The 19901-nt window shown below is 59.1% G+C and carries 14 protein-coding genes; 3 read left to right on the forward strand and 11 right to left on the reverse strand.

The annotated features are described in order from the left end of the window. Positions 1–221 precede the first annotated feature (221 nt). From DOM27_RS05915 to DOM27_RS05945, 7 genes are all read right to left on the reverse strand, one after another. Positions 222–476 carry a hypothetical protein gene (locus tag DOM27_RS05915; RefSeq protein ID WP_110655136.1) on the reverse strand — a complete coding sequence of 85 codons (255 nt, stop codon included), beginning with the start codon at positions 474–476 and terminating at the stop codon, positions 222–224. Positions 477–768: 292 nt separating this feature from the next. After that, on the reverse strand, positions 769–4737 hold the full coding sequence (locus DOM27_RS05920; protein ID WP_110655137.1) for a YhdP family phospholipid transporter: 3969 nt from the start codon (positions 4735–4737) through the stop codon (positions 769–771). 4 nt (positions 4738–4741) lie between these two features. Beyond that, a complete protein-coding gene (gene rng, locus DOM27_RS05925; protein WP_110655138.1) occupies positions 4742–6205 on the reverse strand; it encodes a ribonuclease G in 1464 nt (487 codons plus the stop codon). 123 nt (positions 6206–6328) lie between these two features. Then, a complete protein-coding gene (locus DOM27_RS05930) occupies positions 6329–6916 on the reverse strand; it encodes a Maf family protein (protein ID WP_110655139.1) in 588 nt (195 codons plus the stop codon). Between the two features lie 124 nt (positions 6917–7040). Next, positions 7041–7520, reverse strand: coding sequence for a rod shape-determining protein MreD (gene mreD / locus DOM27_RS05935; protein WP_110655140.1), 480 nt, complete (start codon positions 7518–7520; stop codon positions 7041–7043). Positions 7521–7522: 2 nt separating this feature from the next. Then, positions 7523–8494, reverse strand: a complete 972-nt coding sequence (mreC, locus tag DOM27_RS05940) for a rod shape-determining protein MreC (protein ID WP_280952123.1) — start codon at positions 8492–8494, stop codon at positions 7523–7525. Positions 8495–8551: 57 nt separating this feature from the next. Next, on the reverse strand, positions 8552–9589 hold the full coding sequence (locus DOM27_RS05945; RefSeq protein WP_071232911.1) for a rod shape-determining protein: 1038 nt from the start codon (positions 9587–9589) through the stop codon (positions 8552–8554). 276 nt (positions 9590–9865) lie between these two features. On the opposite strand from DOM27_RS05945, the gene gatC reads away from it, so the two are divergent. From gatC to gatB, 3 genes are all read left to right on the forward strand, one after another. Next, complete coding sequence (gene gatC, locus DOM27_RS05950; RefSeq protein ID WP_110655142.1) at positions 9866–10156, forward strand: Asp-tRNA(Asn)/Glu-tRNA(Gln) amidotransferase subunit GatC; 291 nt, start codon at positions 9866–9868, stop codon at positions 10154–10156. Positions 10157–10335: 179 nt separating this feature from the next. Beyond that, positions 10336–11793, forward strand: a complete 1458-nt coding sequence (gene gatA, locus DOM27_RS05955; RefSeq protein ID WP_110655143.1) for an Asp-tRNA(Asn)/Glu-tRNA(Gln) amidotransferase subunit GatA — start codon at positions 10336–10338, stop codon at positions 11791–11793. Next, the gene (gene gatB, locus DOM27_RS05960) at positions 11793–13244 is read left to right on the forward strand and encodes an Asp-tRNA(Asn)/Glu-tRNA(Gln) amidotransferase subunit GatB (RefSeq protein ID WP_110655144.1); all 1452 of its coding nucleotides are present in this window, start codon (positions 11793–11795) and stop codon (positions 13242–13244) included. Before gatA ends, gatB begins: the two co-directional genes overlap by 1 nt. 205 nt (positions 13245–13449) lie before the next feature. Here the strand turns inward: gatB and DOM27_RS05965 are convergent, their stop codons facing one another. The 4 genes from DOM27_RS05965 to DOM27_RS05980 all read right to left on the reverse strand — a co-directional run. Further along, on the reverse strand, positions 13450–14343 hold the full coding sequence (locus tag DOM27_RS05965; protein WP_110655145.1) for a tetratricopeptide repeat protein: 894 nt from the start codon (positions 14341–14343) through the stop codon (positions 13450–13452). Next, complete coding sequence (locus DOM27_RS05970) at positions 14333–17662, reverse strand: T6SS effector BTH_I2691 family protein (protein ID WP_110655146.1); 3330 nt, start codon at positions 17660–17662, stop codon at positions 14333–14335. Before DOM27_RS05970 ends, DOM27_RS05965 begins: the two co-directional genes overlap by 11 nt. Continuing rightward, positions 17646–18542 (reverse strand): DUF4123 domain-containing protein, encoded by an 897-nt coding sequence (locus tag DOM27_RS05975; protein WP_157956723.1) that lies wholly within the window; start codon positions 18540–18542, stop codon positions 17646–17648. Before DOM27_RS05975 ends, DOM27_RS05970 begins: the two co-directional genes overlap by 17 nt. 8 nt (positions 18543–18550) lie before the next feature. Continuing rightward, on the reverse strand, positions 18551–19901 hold a 1351-nt coding region (locus DOM27_RS05980; RefSeq protein ID WP_157956724.1), incomplete at its 5' end, for a DUF2345 domain-containing protein.

The raw sequence follows: 19901 nt of genomic DNA on the forward strand, positions 1-19901 counted from the left end.
ATCGCACCAGACTGACGATAGATGGTGCCAGCGTACCCCAAACGCAAGGGGTACGGACAGAACGGGACCATCGAGAGATGAGAATCGAGGCACCACGCCCTGGGCATTGTCCTCGCCAGAACACAATCTCTGGTTCAAAAATGCTGACACAAAAAAGCCCGCCATTGAGCGGGCCAAAAAATAGAACCGGAATGACTCACCAAAAAATGACCGGATAAATACTATTCCTTCATATCCTCAACGATGGCTTTGATTTTGCTTTCGGCTTCTACCTCGTCATCCTCTTCTTTCAGAATATAGTGAAGACGAATCGTGGAATGCTCTTCAGTCTTACCCGATTCCGCTGTCGATGACGATGACGATGACGATATTCCGCCAATATGCGCATGAACGCCTAACTCTTCCTGAATACGACTAACGACCTTCTCGGCATCGATCTTGGTATCTTCGATCGTGAAACTGTGGGTATTCGCCATGGCACGCTCACCTTATCCGGTGTTGAGAATTCTCGCTTTCACAGTCATTCTTTCACAATCCAACATAGGACATGGGTCCGAACCTGTCATCTCTGGTCAGACATCGGTTTAGGCAGTTGGAAAAATGAAATCGAATGACGGACGTCACTCGCCGTTTTTCCATGGATATCACTCAAAAACAAGGCTCTCAAAAGCGAAGCTCTCGATAGAAAAGCCCCCGAAGAGTTGTCTACCCGTCCATTAGTCGTAAAGCGCCACCCAGAAAAGAATCACATATTTTTGACTCATGACTTCATTGGGCACTTTCCAGGTTGATGCTCGGCGATGACCAGGGGCCCTCGATGCGGTAGTAGATCTGGGTGGCACTATCCAGCCAACGCCCGAATAGTTGATCGAATACGAACAGGCCGATACCGACCTGCGGTGCGCCGACCATGACCGCCACCAGCGGAAGATTCTGGCTCACCGGGACGGTGATCCCGAGGCGTTGATCCATTGTCTGACGATTGAGATCGACGCTACCGGCGAGCGTAAACCGCGTCGCGGTACCGTCGATCACGATCGGGCCATCGGTCTGAAGTCGACCGTTGTACAGGGTAGCGCTGCCGTCGAGCCGATTGAAGGACGTACCACCGCTGGTGACGTCGGAAAAATCCAGCTGCAGGCGACGCAGAATATTATCCAGATTGAAGAGTCCCACCAGCTTGGCACCGGAGGAGTGGATCTGTCGAAGTCGACCATTTTCCATCGTCGCCTGAACTCGCCCAGACGATAGTGGCAGCGCGAATTGCCATGGTGCTCCCGGCCAGGATAGCTGCAGATCAGCCTTGGCGTTTTCGCTGGTGATCGGCACCTGTTGATCCATTACGCGAAACGCGCTGCCCACGTCACCGCCGCTGGCATGCAGCCGTACCCGGCTCAGGCTCGCATCTCCGGCAGCTTCCCACTCCAGCGACCCCGCCAGATTCAATTCGCCCAACGACAGAGTCAGCGGATCGACGCTGAGACGCCGATCGTCGGCTTTCCAGGTCGCTTCCAGCGGACCGAAGCGCTGCCCCTGGCGTTCGAACTCGGCGACACGCACGTGCCCTGCCGGAACTTCGGCGAGTCCCGAGGGCATCGCGATCGGATGGGGCGCGATCTCGATTTCGTCCATCAGATTCGCAGCCTGGCTCTCGTCGCCGCCGTTTTCCTTGGGTGTCAGCGCATCGAGATTGAGACGCTGCAGGTCGACATCGATGGGTTGAGCGGCGCGCGGCTGCCAGCTCGCCTCGCCGGCGGCGATTTCACCATCGAGAGAGAGGCGCCAGCCGCTCGAGAGCGGTGCGGCATCGGCCTGCAACCCTCCCAGACAGCGTCCGTCGACCAGAATGCAGGGCGTCGATAGCGCTACCCGTTTGAGCCCGCCGCCGTCTTTTACCGGCTGAGCGTCTGGGTCACCGACTTCGTCCTCGAGCGTGGTTTCGACACCGCTTCGAGACGACGAGGTCTCATCGCTGGCCTTGAGCTCGGTCAGCGCCTGGACCCAGCGCTGCGTATCCACTCGATTCGGGCGCCACAGCACGTACCAACCGGATTCGCTGGGCCAAGCCGCCTGATCCCCCGGCCACCCCTCCAGCCAGACCTGCCCCTGAACCTGGTCTTCGAGCGTGCGCCAACGCGCACGCCCCCAACTGCCCAAGGTGACCTTGCCGGTGCCGGCAGCGATGTCGGCGTCTATCGCCAGCGACTCCTTGTCATCGGGGGTCTTTCCAAATGGTGGCGGCAGCGCGATACCCAGACTTTGCAGATCGCTGTGTAGCGTCAGGCTGGCATTATTTTCGGCGTCAAACGCCAGACGCGCCTGATAGGGAAAGAAACCACTCAGCAGCCCGCCAACGCGAGACGCGCCAGCCCAGTCGAGCAGCCCACGCCCCAAGGCTCGGCCCTCGAAAGAGATACCGCTGGCAGCGGCTTTATCGCCGCCGATATTGAAGTGTGCCGACGCCGGCCCCTCGAAGACACGTGCGCCCAGGTCACCCGTGACATAGTCCTCGCCGTTCTTGCGTCGATAGCGCAAATCGCCGTTGACGCCGCCAAGGGTCAGCTTGAGCTCGGGAAATGTAAGCGATTGCGCATCGATCTGCCCCTGAACATCGACCTCCATGGCGGTCTCGATATCGCTGCCCTCGTCCATCGGTATCGCGATATGAAGCTTGGCGCCGACCTCGCCTTCGCTCTTCCAGAGACCGAACGTATCGCTCAACGAATCCAGCGGCGCATGAGCGAGAAAATCGAGTACGCCAGCGGTGCTGCCATCGACATCGCCGTTGATCGTCAGCTGTTTGTCGGCCAGTTTGACGGTGGCGCTTCGCGTCGTCAGGCCATGGCTGGTGGCATGAGCGATATCGGCATCCAGGTTCATATTGTTCATCTGCAGATGACCGTAGACCCGCTCCAGCGCCGGCCAGTCCGGATCGTACTGCAGTCGTCCATCAGCGACATCCAGCGACAGCGTGAAGTAATCCTCCGGATTGACGAACATCTCGCCTTCCGGTGCCTCCTTATCACTCAGCGTGACCGACAGCCCCAGCCGGCCCTGTTTGACGATGCCGCCGATGTCGCCGCTGAACCAGTCGCGCAGCTGTTCATCGTCGATCACCCGTGTGGGCAGCCAGGAGAGCACGCGGGAATTACGCGCATCCGCATTGGCAAAATCGAGATCGAGCATGAAGGTCCCGGGCTTGTCCTGGGCATCGTAGAGCGTCAGTCCGAATCGCCCTTCGGCGCTGGCACCGCGCCAACCCGCGTTCAGGTTCTTACCGCTGATCACCGCGCCCTTCTGGGTCAGCTCGAAGTCGATCTCACCACTGGCGTGGGAAAGAGCCAGCGGTTCAGCATAGACGGAGGGGATCGAAAATCGGGCTCCCTCGTCGCCCACGAACGAAACCGTTCCTCCGTGCCCCTGATAGACGACCCAAGCGTCGGCTGGGCCGCCGCCTGGAATTTCATTCCAGGCCGTCAGAGAAGCCCCTTCCAGGGCGCTTTGCGCGTACCACTCTCCTCGATCCTGCCCCACCTCCAGCCCGGCCACGTGGCCTCGGGGGTCGAGTTGGATCAAGGTCTGAGAAAGTTCGAACGGTAGTGGCAGGTAACGCAGGTAATCGGTCACACCAGCCAGATCGAACGGCGCGCTGCGCAGCCACCAGCCTTGATCGGTCGATTGCGCCTGCAACTGTTGCGGCCAATCGATCACCGCCAGCCCGGAATGAGACAGTCGCAGCTTGTTCAGCCAAGCCTGCCACTGGCCATCGTCGTCTCGTTGCACGCCCGCGTCGAAGCCCAATTGCTCGAGCGTTTCGGAGATCTCGTTGCGACTGTCAATCACCCGCAGGTGCGGCACGTCCGCGGACAGGTGACCGTTGCTCAGCCCGCCATCGTTCCACTCACCTGCCAACGAGACCTGTCCATCGACCTGTCCCAACGCCTTGGACAACCCCGAGCTCAACGCTGCCAGAGCCGGCGAAAGCGCCGTCAGATCGAATTCGCCAGCGAAACGGGCGTCGGGGTGACGCCCGCGACTGCCGGCCTCGGCGGGTGCATTGTTATCGTGGCTACCGCTCTCGATCGTCAAATGTAGCTGCCCGGCGCTTGCGTCCGCGGCGGTCAACGTCGCCTGGATCGAGGCCTGGCCGCCTCGACTGGCCAGCGTCAGCTGCGACAGGGAAACCTGCGCTCGATCTTGCTGGCCATGCAGTACCAGCGTGACATCCTCGAGCTGCGCCTGCTGGCGTATCAGCGTTCGCAGCCAGGCATCGACATCGAGTGGGGATTGCGACGAATTCGGGTCATCACGCCCTCCGAACCAGCGACTGCCCGCGCCGTCCGGCCAGCCCCAACGGCCATCGGCGGCCTGGTAAAGGTGCAGCGTCATGCCATCGACCTGGCCGCCACGAATCACGGGGGTGCCGAGCCGCCAGCTTGCCAATGTTTCGAGGCGTCCCGCTGCATGGTCGAGCTGGAACAGCGGCTGGCCTTCGCGGCTATCGAGCCGGAAGTCGTCCAGCGTCAGGCGTGGATTGCCGTGATCCAGTCCGAGGGCAACATGGCCGAGCTCAGCGACCGCGTCCAGCCGATCTTCAAGCGTCGATACCAGCCAAGGGCTTAGCCGGTCGATCTGCCAAGCGGCAAGTCGCACCCCGCTCGACACAACGGCGACAATGATGGCAACGAGGGCGACCAGCGTCAGCAGCCAGCGCCAAGTGATATGGAGGCGACTCATCGGCTCACATCAGTACGATATCGTACTGTTCCTGGGAATAGTGGGCCTCGACCTGGAATCGAATCGTCTTGCCGATAAACGACTCCAGATCGGCCACAGCGGCGGACTCTTCATCGAGCAGGCGATCGACCACCGACTGTGAGGCCAGCACCATGTAGGTCTCCGGCGAATAGGCTCGCTCTTCGCGCAGAATTTCGCGGAAAATTTCATAGCAGATCGTTTCCGGCGTTTTCAGCGAGCCGCGCCCCAGGCAGGTCGGGCAAGCCTCGCACAGCGTCTGTTCGAGACTCTCGCGCGTGCGCTTGCGGGTCAGTTGCACCAGCCCCAGTTCGGTAACGCCGGTCAGCTTGTTCTTGGCGTGATCCCGTTCCAGCGACTTCTCGAGCACGCGTAGCACCTGGCGCTGATGCTCGAGCTCTTCCATGTCGATGAAGTCGATGATGATGATGCCGCCCAGATTGCGAAGCCGCAGCTGTCTGGCAATGGCCGTGGCGGCCTCGAGATTGGTCTTGAAGATGGTCTCCTCGAGATTGCGATGCCCGACGTAGCCACCGGTATTGACGTCGATGGTGGTCATCGCCTCGGTCTGATCGATGACCAGATAACCCCCGGATTTGAGCTGTACCTTTCGCCCCAGCGCCTTCTGGATCTCGTCCTCGACACTATAGAGATCGAAGATCGGGCGTTCCCCGGGGTAATACTCGATGCGCGACTCCATGGTCGGCATGAACTCTCGAGCGAACTCCTTGAGCTTGAAATAGTTCTCCCGGGAGTCGATTCGAACCTTCTCGATCTGATCGCGCATCACATCGCGCAGGGTGCGGATGAACAGCGGCAGGTCATCGTAGATCGGCGTCATTATCGGCGCCGAGATTCGTCGTTCGGAGACTTTCTGCCACAGGCGCTGCAGAAAAACCATGTCGGCGAAGAGTTCCTCCTGACCTACACCTTCCGCCGCCGTGCGAATGATGAACCCGCCGCAATCCTTGTCCGGCAAGGCAATCTTGCCGCTCTCGACCAGCGCTTTCAGGCGCTCGCGCTCGGCATCATCCTCGATCCGTTGCGAAACGCCGACGTGAGGGGAATCCGGCATGTAGACCAGATAGCGAGAGGGAATGGAGAGATGGGTGGTCAGCCGAGCGCCCTTGGAACCAATCGGATCCTTGGTGACCTGCACCACCAAGGGTTGGCCGGTGTGCAACAGATGACTGATCGACGCAGGTTCTTCATGTGATGCTTCGGGCGGCAGCACTTCGTTGACATGGATGAAGGCCGCTCGCTCGAGCCCGATATCGATGAACGCGGCCTGCATGCCCGGCAACACGCGTACGACTTTACCCTTGTAGATATTGCCGACGATGCCGCGACGCCGGCTGCGCTCGATGAAGGCCTCCTGCAGCACGCCGTTTTCCACCACGGCGACCCGCGTCTCCATCGGCGTCAGATTGATCAGTACCTCACCGCTCATGCAGGCATCCTTGTGGCGAGTGGTTCGAGCGCACCGTACACCCCAGGCGGGCGAGCGGGGCAGCGAGGATTATGGCACAGCCCCCGCCTCACTCATAAAAAGCGCTTCCTTGTAAAAGCCGTTTCACGGCACGTCATTCCACAGCGCCACCCCTTGCGCGCGCAGTAACGACGCCGTTTCGTAGAGCGGCAGGCCGACCACGGCCGAGTAACTCCCCTCCAGACGCTCGACGAATATCGCCGCTCGGCCTTGGACCGCGTACCCGCCGGCCTTGTCTGCCGGCTCTCCTGTCGACCAGTACGCCGCCATCTCCGCCTCGTCGATCCGACGCATGAACACCTGCGTGGCGACCCAGCATTCACGCAAACCCTGAGCGCCGATGACGGCCACCGCCGACAGCACAAGATGCTCACGGCCGGACAGCGCCGTCAGCATCTCGCGAGCGTGCGCTTCATCACGCGGCTTGCCGAAAATGGCACCATCGCAAACGACCACGGTATCCGCCCCCAATGTGGGCCGCGTACTCCCCCGATGGCCGGCCTCGGCTTTTTCCCGGGCCAGTCGCGAAACGAACTGCTCTGGCGACTCCCCTTCACCCCGAGACTCATCAATATCCGCCGGCGCGAGTTCCACGCTGACGCCGATCGACGCCAGCAGCTCGCGCCGTCGCGGCGAAGCCGAAGCCAGACGCAGTACCGGTGCATCATTCATCGATCGTCTCCTGATCAGCCTGAGGGCCCAGCGTAAAGGCGCTGGCGAGTGACACGAACCGTGCTTTCAAGACATGACTTCAAGACGCAACATACTTGGCAAGGGCCGACCGTGGGAGCGGGAGCTAGCCGATACCGAGACGACGTCTGACGACCTGCATCATGGTGTAAAGCCATGGCCACAGTAGCGAGCCGATCAACGCCGGCAGCAGGAATTCGAGACTTACGGAGACCGGCCCGAAGATCGTGCGCAACCACTGCTCCACCAACTGCGCAATGCCCAGCAGAATGAAGACCAGCACGGCCTGCTGCCAGATCGAGTAGACGCGAAAGCGCTGGTACAGCAGCAGGAAAAGATAGGCGAGCAGCGACAACACCAGTGCATTCTGCCCGAGCGGTGCGCCCTCGATCAGATCGAGCATCAACCCCAGCACGAAACCATGAAGGACGCCCACGCGCTGCGGAGTCACCACGCACCAGTAGGCCAGCAGCACCCCCAGCCAATCCGGCCGCCAAACCAGCCAGGCATCCGGCAACGGCATCACCTGCAGGCAAAGTGCCAGCAGCAGCGTGAACCAGACGAAGAGATAACCGAACGGGCCCATGCTTACTCCTGTTCCTCGGACTGCAGGGTCAGCGCCGCGGTCAGCGCGTCTTCACTGATACGGTTGACATCCGGATGCCCGGGATCCCCCGGCCAGACCACTTGGCGCGCCATGCGCTCCGGTCCGCTCAGGCTTTCGTCGGGCTTTTCGGGGGGGAACAGCAACAGAAAATAGCGCGACCGTTCCGGCTGGGAAATCGGCTCTGCCGACACCTCCATGAACGCCTGGCTCGACTCGCGCTTGACGTTATCGACCCGCGCTACCGGATAACCCTGAGGAAAGCGTCCGCCCAGCCCTGACGTCACCAGCAGGTCACCTTCGCGGATATCCGCTGTTGCGGGCACACTCGGCACGTTGAGCGTATCCAACTGCCCCGTGCCTTGGGCGATGAAGCGCAGACCATTGCGATTGATCTCCACCGGCACGGCGTGATTGGCATCCGCCACCATCAACACACGGCTGGTATAGGCAGAGACCGACACCACCTGGCCGATCAGGCCTGAAGCGTCCATCACCGGCTGGCCAATATAGACGCTGTCGCGACGCCCACGATTGATCACCATCTGCTGGGTGAACGGGTCGGAGTCCAGCGACAGCAACTGGGCAGTGATATAAGGCACATCGGCAGGATTTGGCGCGTTGAGCAGTTCGCGCAGATGGATGTTTTCGGCGGTCAGACTCGCCATCCGCTGGACGCGATTGGAAAGCGTCAACAGTTGCTCGCGCAAGCGCCCGTTCTCATCGATCAGCGTCTGCTGGTCGGAGATCGCCATGGCGCTCCAGCGCACACCTTCGCTGGGCAGCGCTACCAGCCACTGGATCGGCGCCACGACCGAGGTCATATGGGAACGCGCCGTCTCCACCGCGCTGAAGCGGTGTTCGGCAAACATCAGCCCGAACGCCAGCACCGCACACAACAGCATGCGGTACGTGGGTATCGGACCGTAGGAAAACAGCGGTTTGATAGGCCTCACCCCCACCTACCGAGGACGGACGGAACCGCGTGGCGGCCTCATCCGTCGCGGCGGGCCTCAATCGCTGGAGAGCAGCTCGAAAGTATGCTGGTCGATCATCTCGAGTGCCTTGCCTCCGCCACGTGCCACGCAGGTCAACGGATCTTCGGCGATGATGACCGGCAGGCCCGTTTCCTCGGCGATCAGCTTGTCGATGTCGCGCAGAAGCGCCCCACCACCGGTCAGCACCAGACCGCGCTCGGCAATATCGGAAGCGAGTTCCGGTGGAGACTGCTCCAGCGCGCTCTTGACGGCCGTGACGATGGACGCCAGCGGTTCCTGCAGCGCATCGAGGATCTCGTGAGAGTTGAGCGTGAAGCTGCGCGGAATGCCTTCGGCCAGGTTGCGTCCGCGCACGTCGATCTCACGCAGCTCGCCGCCCGGATAGGCACACCCGACCTCTTCCTTGATCCGCTCCGCCGTGGCTTCGCCGATCAGGCTGCCATAATGGCGACGCACGTAGGAGGTGATCGCTTCGTCGAAGCGGTCACCACCCACGCGAACGGACTCGGAGTAGACGACGCCATTGAGCGAGATGATCGCGATCTCGGTGGTGCCACCACCAATATCGACGACCATCGAGCCCTGGGCTTCCTCGACCGGCAAGCCAGCGCCGATCGCAGCCGCCATCGGCTCCTCGATCAAATAGACGTCGCGTGCGCCAGCACCCTCGGCAGATTCCTTGATCGCACGGCGTTCGACCTGCGTGGACATGCAGGGAACGCAAACCAGTACGCGCGGACTCGGCGTCAGGAAAGTGCTCTGGTGAACTTTGCGGATGAAATGCTGCAGCATCTGCTCGGTAACGGTGAAGTCAGCAATCACACCATCCTTCATCGGGCGGATGGCGGTAATGTTACCGGGCGTGCGCCCCAACATTCGTTTGGCGTCGAGGCCAACGGCCGCGACACTGCGCATGTTGCCGGATTGACGAATCGCCACAACGGAGGGTTCGTCCAGGACGATACCGCGACCGCGGACGTAAATCAGCGTGTTGGCGGTCCCCAGATCGATCGAAAGATCGCTCGAGAACAGCCCCCGTAAACGTTTAAACATGGAAACTTTTACCTAGTCCAGACCGGAACCCTGTGCGGACGCAAACGGTATCACCGTGGGGGTAAAGCAGCAAGCTCGAGCCTGCCAGATGGGCCGTGATTATGATAATGTTTCCTCCATTTATCGGGATGACGAATTCTAGTGACGAACCTTCGCGAAGTTTGCGCGACGAGCGTTTCAGAAACCGCAACTTCTACGATACGACGTTTCGACAATCAACGAAGCGACGTCTCGGCAATCCACGACGCGACGTCCCCATCACAGGACCCTCAACACATGGCAATCGAACACGCTGACGTACTGCGAGCAGCGCATCTGGCTCGCCTGGGCCTCAACAGCGACGCCGAAGCGGCCGGTTATGTCGACGATCTGACCCAGATTCTGGAAATGGTCGACCGTCTGCAAGCCGTGAACACCGACGGCGTGACGCCACTGTCGCACCCACTCGACGCCACCCAGCGTCTGCGCGCCGACGAAGTGACCGAAACCAACCAGCGTGAAACCTTCCAGGCCTGCGCGCCGGAAACGGCCGAAGGCCTCTATCTGGTACCGCGCGTCGTCGAATAAGTTCGATGTTGATGGCAAGAACAATGCGTTCGAGCCCGTGAATGGCTGAATTCAACAGCTGAATTCGCCTGATGCGAACTAGCGCCGACTCCGTTCGGTACCGATTTTGCGATGTGCCGCCACGACAAACCGATGGCAGCCCTCGCGCACAGCGATTTGACTCAGGGAACCGCGACCCCATGCATCATATGACGCTCACGGAACTCGCCAAGGGCCTCAAGGCCGGCGACTTTTCCAGCCGAGAGCTGACCAGCAGCCTGCTCGATCGTATCGAGCGCCTGGATGGCGACATCAACAGCTTCATTTCCGTCACCCGCGATCAGGCGCTCAGCGCTGCCGACGCCGCCGATCAGGCCCGTGCCAAGGGCGAATCGCGCCCGCTTGCCGGCTTGCCGCTGGCGATCAAGGACATCTTCTGCACCCAGGGCATTCGCACCAGTTGCGGCTCGAAGATGCTCGACAACTTCCAGGCGCCCTATAACGCCACGGTGGTCGAGAAGCTGGAAGCGGCAGGCATGATCAGCCTCGGCAAGACCAACATGGACGAGTTCGCCATGGGCTCGTCGAATGAAAACAGCTTCTACGGCCCGGTGAAGAATCCGTGGGATCGCACCGCCGTTCCCGGCGGTTCTTCCGGCGGCAGCGCCGCCGCCGTCGCCGCTGGCTTCGCCCCCGCGGCGCTTGGCACCGACACCGGCGGCTCGATTCGCCAGCCGGCCGCCTTTTGCGGCATTACCGGGCTCAAGCCGACCTACGGCCGGGTCTCCCGCTACGGCATGATCGCATTTGCCTCAAGCCTCGATCAGGGCGGTCCGATGGCTCAGAGCGCGGAAGACTGCGCCCACCTGCTCGGCGCCATCGCCGGGCATGACCTTCGCGATTCCACCAGCGTCGCCCGCGTGGTGCCGGACTATCTCGCCGAACTGGATACGCCGCTGGCCGGACTCAAGATCGGCCTGCCCAAGGAGTACTTCGGCGATGGGCTAGATTCGGAAGTCGAAGGTGCCATCCGCGACGCCATCAAGGTTTACGAATCACTGGGCGCCAAAGTCTGTGAAGTCAGCCTACCGCATACCCATCTGGCGGTACCGGCCTATTACGTCATCGCCCCGGCGGAAGCGTCCTCGAATCTATCTCGCTATGACGGCGTGCGCTTCGGCCACCGTTGTGAGAACCCAGTCGATCTCGAAGACCTCTACAAGCGCAGTCGCGCCGAGGGCTTCGGTGACGAGGTCAAGCGCCGCATCCTGATCGGTACGCACACGCTATCGGAAGGCTTCTTCGACGCCTACTACCGCAAGGCACAGCAGGTTCGGCGCCTGATCCGTCAGGACTTCATGGATGCCTTCGAGGAAGTCGACGTGCTGATGGGCCCGGCGGCACCGACGCCGGCGTTCGATCTCGGTGCCAAGAAAGATCCGGTCTCGATGTACCTGCAGGATATCTACACCATCGCCATTAACCTGGCCGGTATTCCCGGTATCAGCGTCCCCGCCGGCTTTGCTGGCAAACGCCCGATTGGCCTGCAGATTCTCGGCAAGCACTTCGCCGAGAGCCAGCTGCTCAACGTGGCGCACCAGTTCCAACAGGCGACGGATTGGCATCGTCGGCACCCGAGCGACCAGGAGACAACCTAATGCAGTGGGAAACCGTGATCGGGTTGGAAGTCCACGTCCAGCTCGCGACCCAGTCCAAGATATTCTCCGGCGCCTCTACGGCGTTCGGTGCCGAGCCCAACACTCAGGCCTGCGCCATCGACCTGGGCCTGCCGGGCGTGCTGCCGGTGCTCAATGAAGGTGCCGTGGCGATGGCCGTGCAGTTCGGCCTGGCCATCGATGCCGAGATCCCCGAAACCTCGCTGTTCGAGCGCAAGAACTACTTCTATCCAGACCTGCCCAAGGGCTACCAGACCAGCCAGATGGCCCAGCCCATCGTCGGCAAGGGTGAAGTCGAGCTCGTGCTGGAAGACGACGTGCGCAAGCGCGTGCGTATCCATCACGCGCATCTGGAAGAAGACGCCGGCAAGTCGCTGCACGAAGACTTCCACGGCATGAGCGGTATCGATCTCAACCGTGCCGGTACGCCGCTACTGGAAATCGTCTCCGAACCCGATATGCGCTCGGCCAAGGAGGCGGTGGCCTATATCCGTGCGATTCACGCCATCGTCACTTATCTGCGTATTTCCGACGGCAACATGGCAGAAGGCTCTCTGCGCTGCGACGTCAACGTTTCCGTGCGCCCCAAGGGTCAGGAGACGCTGGGCACCCGCGCCGAGGTCAAGAACGTCAACTCCTTCCGCTTCGTCGAGCGCGCGATCGAATTCGAGGTCGAACGCCAGATCGAGCTGATCGAAGATGGCGGCAAGGTCGTGCAGGAAACCCGGCTCTACGATCCGGATCAGGACGAAACCCGCAGCATGCGGACCAAGGAAGAAGCCAACGACTACCGTTACTTCCCCTGCCCCGACCTGTTGCCGGTGATGCTCGATAGCGCCTACATCGAGCACCAGCGTTCGACGCTACCGGAGCTGCCCACCCAGAAACGCAACCGCTTCGAGGCAAGCCTGGGTCTATCCGTCTACGACGCGGGCGTGCTCTCCGCGACGCGCCCGACGGCCGAATATTTCGAAGCCGTGCTGGCCGTCTGCGGCGATGCCAAGCAGGCCGCCAACTGGGTCCAGGGCGAACTCTCCGCGCACCTTAATCGCGAGAACATCGACATCGCCAACAGCCCGGTCACGCCGGAGCAGCTCGGCGGGCTGATCCAGCGTGTGCTCGACGACACCATCAACGGCAAGGCCGCCAAGCAGGTCTTCGCCGCGCTGTGGAATAACGAAGGTGCGAGCGCCGACGAGATCATCGACACCCGCGGCCTCAAGCAGGTCACCGACACCGGCGCCATCGAAGCGATGATCGACCAGGTCATCGCCGACAGCCCGGTCCAGGTCGCCCAGTACCGCGACGCCGAACCGGAAAAACGCGGCAAGATGATCGGCTACTTCGTCGGTCAAGTGATGAAAGCCTCCCGTGGCACTGCCAACCCGCAACAGGTCAATGGCGTACTCAAGCAGAAGTTGGATGAGGCTTGATGTCGCGCTGATTGGCGATTGATGAGCCGAAAATAAAAAAACCCATGGCTAGTGCCATGGGTTTTTTCTACGTCGCTGGACTTCTATCTATTCGTTGCAAAGGTATCCGGCATTCGACTTTTCAACACTGGTGTAATGACCCTGCGGTTTCTGCATAGGTTACACCACTAATACACATGAGCTTTTGAAGTGTCGCCAGCGGCAGTTATTGATAACTACCGTCTGATTGGTGTTCCAGACCACTATAGCTGGGCACGTAAATATTGTGCTCTTCCTGCCAAGCTCGGGATTGGCGAGTGGCTTCGTCAATCTGGTCTTGGGTCATTTCTTCAGCGACGCGTTCCTTGCCCTTACTGCCAGCTGTGCCGCTGAGATCATAGCACTTATAGGCCTGCACTATATCTCTTTTAACACCAACTCCACGTTCATAGAACCTCCCTAACCATAAAAAGTTCCCGAGCTCATTGTCTCCGTATTTTGCACGAGTTGCAGACAATCTCCAATGGAATGCACTTTCCTCACTTTTGGAAACTTTGTCTCCTTTATAGTAGAGAGAAGACAGGACGGCAGCAGAAACCTGGTCGCCAGAAATGGCCGCCTTTTCAAGCCAGTAGACCGCTTTTTCGACATTGTAAGAGATGGCTCTTGGCATAAGCTCTCCTAAGTAAGCCTTTCCAAGATCTCTTTGGGATAAGACAAACCCTGCTTGAGCTGACTGCTCTAAAAATAGCTTGGCGTTACTGTGACTTTCTTTGACCCCCTTCCCTTGGTCAAACATAAATGCCAAGGTATATCCAGCATCAAAAATACCAGCATCCCAAGCCTTTCTCAATAATTCATAAGCTTTAGAAGGAGAGTCCTCGACCCCAAATTCTTCATCCCCCCCCCAATATAGTAACCCCATGAGGTATTGGTATTTAGGATCTGATTCATTAACGCCACTTATCAAATCATCTTTTGTTATAGATCTGTATGCCTCATCCAGACTGACTCCATCAGGATCAGGGTAAAGAACATCCGAAAAAGCCATGGGAGAAAAGCAGACACACAAAGACAAAAAAATGAATATTACCAGCCCTCGCCAGAATCTAGAAATCATTAGTTCTATCCTCTCTCCAGTTCAAAGAGAAAACATCACGCAGTTGTTTGTGAGACCCTTTTTCCTTATAGGTAATCAGAAGATTCGCTCCATCACCTAAGTCTCTAGTTCGATAATTTTGTTCATGTTTTAGCGTGTAGCGTTTTTCTTCTTCTAAGAATGCAGGAGAGACGTTTTTTACACCATCCCCTCGTCTACGCTCTCTCCTTGATGAATCCTCAACTGGTGGTCCTTCGGCTACCCCTTGGTAGGAGAACTCACTTACAGGTCCACTCATGTCAAAAGGCTGAATTTCCAAATGAACTTCTGAGAAGCTGTTTTGGGGTATAGAAACACCGATATTTATTTGGATAAGGTCTTCATGCATTGCGCCCCCCCATAGTTCGTACGAAAATTCCACTGAAATACCACTAAATACCATATCGAGCGAGTTCTGTTCGGAGTCGATATCTTCGAACGGTTCAATCTGGCCTTCATGCTTACCAATCAAACTCCGGTTTAGCCACATCTGTGCAGAGGGGGCCACTAGCGTGACAAAGTACCAGCCCACCACCAGCGTGGCGAGCCCGATAATTGCTCCCACAACCAGACCGACAAGCAGACCGGCCGCCAAGGCCAATACAATACTGACTACGCCACCACCAATGGCCATCGCGCCGCGAGCAAGGCTTTCCTGGCCGCTGGTCGCTCGGCCCAGACGTCCTTCGCTCGCGGCATTCCCCAGTTGTTGAAAGCCATCCCAGACCGAGAGAAAACCGGACGCGACGCCGAGCAGTTTGCTGGCCACCGACCATTTAGCACTGCTGACCAGGGCATTATCACCCGCAATGCCGAGGGAAGCACTGCGGATGCGGCTATAGCCCTCTACCGCTGTCATCCCACCGCTGGCAACACTCACGGCGGTGCCCAGTACCAGCATCCAGTCGGCACTATCTTCCGGACCCTTGTCGGTTTCTGCCTTGAACACCGCGAGGGCGTTCCACAGCACCAGGCCAAAACCCAGAACCTTGCTGTAACGATTACCGCTCATGATGCCTGCGCCAATATCCCGCGCACTCTGGGCGAGATCTCTGCCACGCTGGCGCTGGTCATCAGGGGTGTAGTTTTCCACCAGGTCGGCATTGGTTGTGGCGGTGAGCCGGGCCAGTACATCGGCATTCACCAGCCCGCATTGAAGAGGAACTGCGACCACTATATCGCTGTCCGACATCAGGCCGCCAAAGTTGCCACTGCTGCCGTCATCGTATTTTAACGCAGTGTCGTTGGGCGGCGTGACCGTGTTGTCGTCACCCTTAATGTGCCGCGATAGCAGGCGGAGCCATTGATAGTATTCCGAGAGGGTCATGTTGACCGTTGCAACGCGGGGGGGCGGTAAGTCACCATTTTGAGCATCGGGATCGGCCATATAGGCCATCTGCCCGCGGCGCATGAAGCTCTGTAGCCAGGCATGCGCGTCAGCGGAAGGGATTTCCCCAGCCATGTCATAGGTGGTTAGCGCGGCAAAGCTGTTGCCCAGCGTGACAGTCAGCAGGGCGAAAATGGATCGATATCGATTGAGGATAGCCTCCCTGGCCAGCGGTTGGCGCTGCCCATTCACGGTCTGGTATTGCTGATCTCCGAAACGCTCGCCCCATGTTTGCAGAGCATCGCCGGTGATAAACGCCCCAGGCGCCAGAGCCTGGCTTTCTGACAGTGCCTGCTCGATCAGCGCCGTGTTGTTGCTGAACAGAGCGACCATCAACGGGGACTTGGGACTACTGAAATCCTGACCAAGCGTTTGCCACAGTGAGCGGCTAGCCGTGGCCAGAATACCGCCACGTAGGGCGTTAGCTATCAGGCCGCTCAGTCCCAGCCCGGAGGAGTAATCCTGCTGGCTATAACGACTTATCACGTCGGGCAGGTGTCGGGAGACCCAGAAGGCGTAGTCGTCATCCATCACGGGAACCAGCGCATCAATTAGTTGCGCCCTGGCATTGATGTCATCTCTCAGAGCTTGAAGCAGATCCGGGTCGCAGGATTCCTCCAGTTGGTCTCGATGCTGCGTAATGACGGTTTCGGTGTCGGCAAGGATCTCCTCCCGGTTATTCTGGACCGCCGCCAAATCATCCTCAGCAGCATTGACCAGCATGTCCAGATTGCCTTCTGCCAAGTCTGCCCAGCGCTGTTGACCTTCATCAAGCGTACCGTCTGCATTGTCTCGTTTTAGCTTTTCTCGAGCCTCGTAAAACTCTGTTCTATTCTGGCGGGCCTGGTTCAGACGCTCTTGAGGATCAGACAGCGCATCCGCCATGGCTTGTGCTTTGTAACCCGTCTCAAAGTGCTTCTGAAAGGCTTCAAGCGCATTGTTACAAAGCACCTTGCGCCGGTTGGTATCGTCATCCCCGTCACAGAAGGCTTCCATCGATTGCATAGGCTGGTGGCGCTGGGCATTCAGTTCATCAATGATGCCGATTTCATCCTTGACAGCAAGAATAAGGCCTTTGCCTTGGTAACGACTGGCAGCATGATCAAGCCGCAAACCCATGGCATCTTTTAGTTGCTTCGGTTCATAGATCTTTCTATTTGGACCGCTGGACCAGAACTGTGTGTCAAGGTCACGTGCGCCGGCGCTGTATTCGGCGACAGTTTCTAGATCGTCCGTGCCGTACGCGAAGGGCTGGGCACCTTGCCCTCCAACCCATGATCGAATATCGATTTTCTGCATGTTGGCCTCGCGCCAAGCGGCATCTCCACCAATCATTTCGATATGTTCATTGGGCCAAGCGTGCTCAGTGAAGGCATAATAAAGCATTCCCGAATTGTCTGGGTCCGGAAGCGTCACGAGAGACGCGTGAAGCGCATCACTCTCATTGTTCTGGCATCGCTCAGGAAACGTAATTTCATCTAGAGACGGAGGGTTGAGAATCTGAAACTGATAGTACTTGCCATCGCTGGTAATCGCGTAGGCATACCAGTACATCCCATTGGGATTATCCTGATCGTAGAAATAGAGATAACCCTGGCGCAGCTGCCGGAGTATATATTTATTGACCTGACTATCTGTGCTCTGCGTAACTTCCGCCTTCACCTCGTCTGGAATACTTCTGGCGCTTTCTTCACCATCGACCAAGGTTTTATCCAACATGATGTTGGTAAACTCTTCGATTCTGGGCTGCTCCAGCTCGGGAATCTGGCTATTCCGGTCATTACGCTGACAAACGGCATAACGAACCGGGAGTATCGGCAGGCCTTTTCGCTCGCAGAACTCACATCGTCCGCTGCCGGTTCCTCCCGCTTGGCCCGCTGCCGCATGGGCGCCGGCGCTAGATGCTGCTGCCATAGGATGATGCCTCCCTCTGTTCTGATATCGCTTCCCAATCGGCATCGGAAAGCTGATTCGTCAATCCCATGTAATTCAGTCGACCACCCAGTTTGTCGAGTAGCGCCCGCATGATCGGATGGCGATAAAAATCGTGATGTGTCGTTAATCCATGAAGCACAAAAGTGGCTAACTCTTGCCGCTCTCGAAGGCCAACTTCCTGAGCCGTGACGATCAATGCGTCAACAGACTCCGACGGCGCTTTTCGCAAGCCCATTGTTCCCGGAAGCGTGCGGTAAAGTTCTCGGCAGCGATTGATCTGGCCGACGCGCTGAATCGCACGCCATTGTTCCGTCGTCAGCTTGAGACTACCGAGCCGCCGCTGATCGGCATGAGGCTCGAGACAACGCAATCGACCTTCGGTATCGAGATAAACCCAACGGTCGATGGGACCCAGCAGCGCCGATAGCTGCCAAGGGAGCAAGATGCGTGGCAGTTGCTCGAGCACTCGGGGATCATAGAAGCGCAACAGCGCGGGCTTTTTATCAGGTGTTGCCGGCGCCAACTGCCTTCCGAGATAAGCGGCAGCGGTCGTGCAGGCCTGTTTGGTCGTTATCCAGCCGCAGAAAGGCACCGGCTCAAGCAAGCCGGAAGATCGTCTGTCTCTTTCCTCGATCAATTGCGCAGCAATATCCTGATCACCCTTCCCGGTAGTCGGATAGAGATAAAGGCGTTGTGACGGTGTCTGAGCAATGAAGGGATTGTTTATCAATCCGGCCGATTTTCGCGCTTCATCGCTCAGGCGCAGTGCTGGCGCATTGGATGGGTCAACCAGGCGATATAACCGCCCGGCTTCTGCCTCTCTCTCGGCCTCGGTGAGAAACTCGACCTCCTCGATCAATCGCACTGCTAGCTTTCCACGGTACTGTCACCACCGCTGGCAGCGGCCTGATTCTTAATGGGGCAAAGCACGTCCTCACCTTCCGGCAACTCAGGCATCGCCACATCCATGCTCGCCGGGCCACCGAAGCTGTGTTGAGCGCCTTTGATATCGATGGCGCCGGGGCCGTGGACGTCGATATTTCCCCCTTCGATACGGATATAGCCGCCACCGCTGGTCAGCAAAATGCCGTTGGCGGCGTTGATTTCGACGCGCCCTTCGGTGGAGGTGATCTTGACGTCCTTCTGCGCCGTTAATTCCATTTCGTCACTCTGCGCCTGCACTTCGACCTTACCCTTGGCGGCGAAGAGCTTGATGCCGGCGCGGTAAACGAACAGCGAGAGCTTTTCGGAGATCGAGGCCACCAGGCTCTTGCCGGTGGCGATATTGACGTCTTCACCGCTCGAGACGCTGAGTGACTTGCCCTGAGCCAGGTGGGTCGACTCCGGGGTGCTCAGGGTGATGCCCGCCGGCGAGGCCATATGCAGCCAGGGCGCTTTCATCCGCGCCGATTCGCCACGGCCGCCGCTATCGGTGGCACCACGGGCGCTGTCTTGGTTGGCCTGTCCTGATGAACCGGCAAGCTGTTCACTATTGCCGTAAGTGTCGTCGGCGTCCTCGCCTGCCTGCTTGAGGTGGGTACGGCTGTCGAGCGCTTCGGCGTTGTGGTCCTGGGCGCTCTGACTGAGCGTATCGGTGAGGCTGTAGGCGCTGTCGAGTTGCTGCCGGGCCGGGGTGAGGTCGAGCTGGTCGCCGCTGGCACCGAGTTGGCCCCAGCTTGAGAGGTAGAGCCCCTGGTTGGCGCGGATAGCGCCATAGGCATCGGTACGCAGTTCGAACCCGGTCCCACGGAAGGCACCTCGAGTGTTGCCGGTCTGGTGGATCAGGTAGCCAAGGTTGAGTTGGCTCTTCTCGTTTTCGGAATTGAGGCGAACGCGCTCCTGATCGGTGGCGTCGTCGAAGACGAGTTCGTTGTACTTGCTGCCGCGATAAGTCTTGCTCTTGAACCCGGAGAGCAGACCATGGCTGTGCCAGTCGGGGCTCTGTTCGCCGTTGTAGACACGGCCGGTGATCAGCGGGCGGTCGGCATCGCCTTCGAGGAAGTCAACAAGGACTTCCTGGCCGATACGCGGGACGAACACGCCGCCCCAGCCGGCGCCGGCGTTGGGCTGGGAGACCCTGAGCCAGACGCTGGAGTTTTCGTCCTGCTGGCCCTGGCGGTCCCAGTGGAACTGCACGCGCACGCGGTTGAGGTGATCGGTGTGGATCTCTTCGTTGGCCGGGCCGACCACGGTGGCGGTCTGGGGGCCGCCGATCACC

The sequence above is a fragment of the Salinicola halimionae genome (assembly GCF_003206065.1).
Taxonomy (GTDB): Bacteria; Pseudomonadota; Gammaproteobacteria; order Pseudomonadales; family Halomonadaceae; genus Salinicola; species Salinicola halimionae.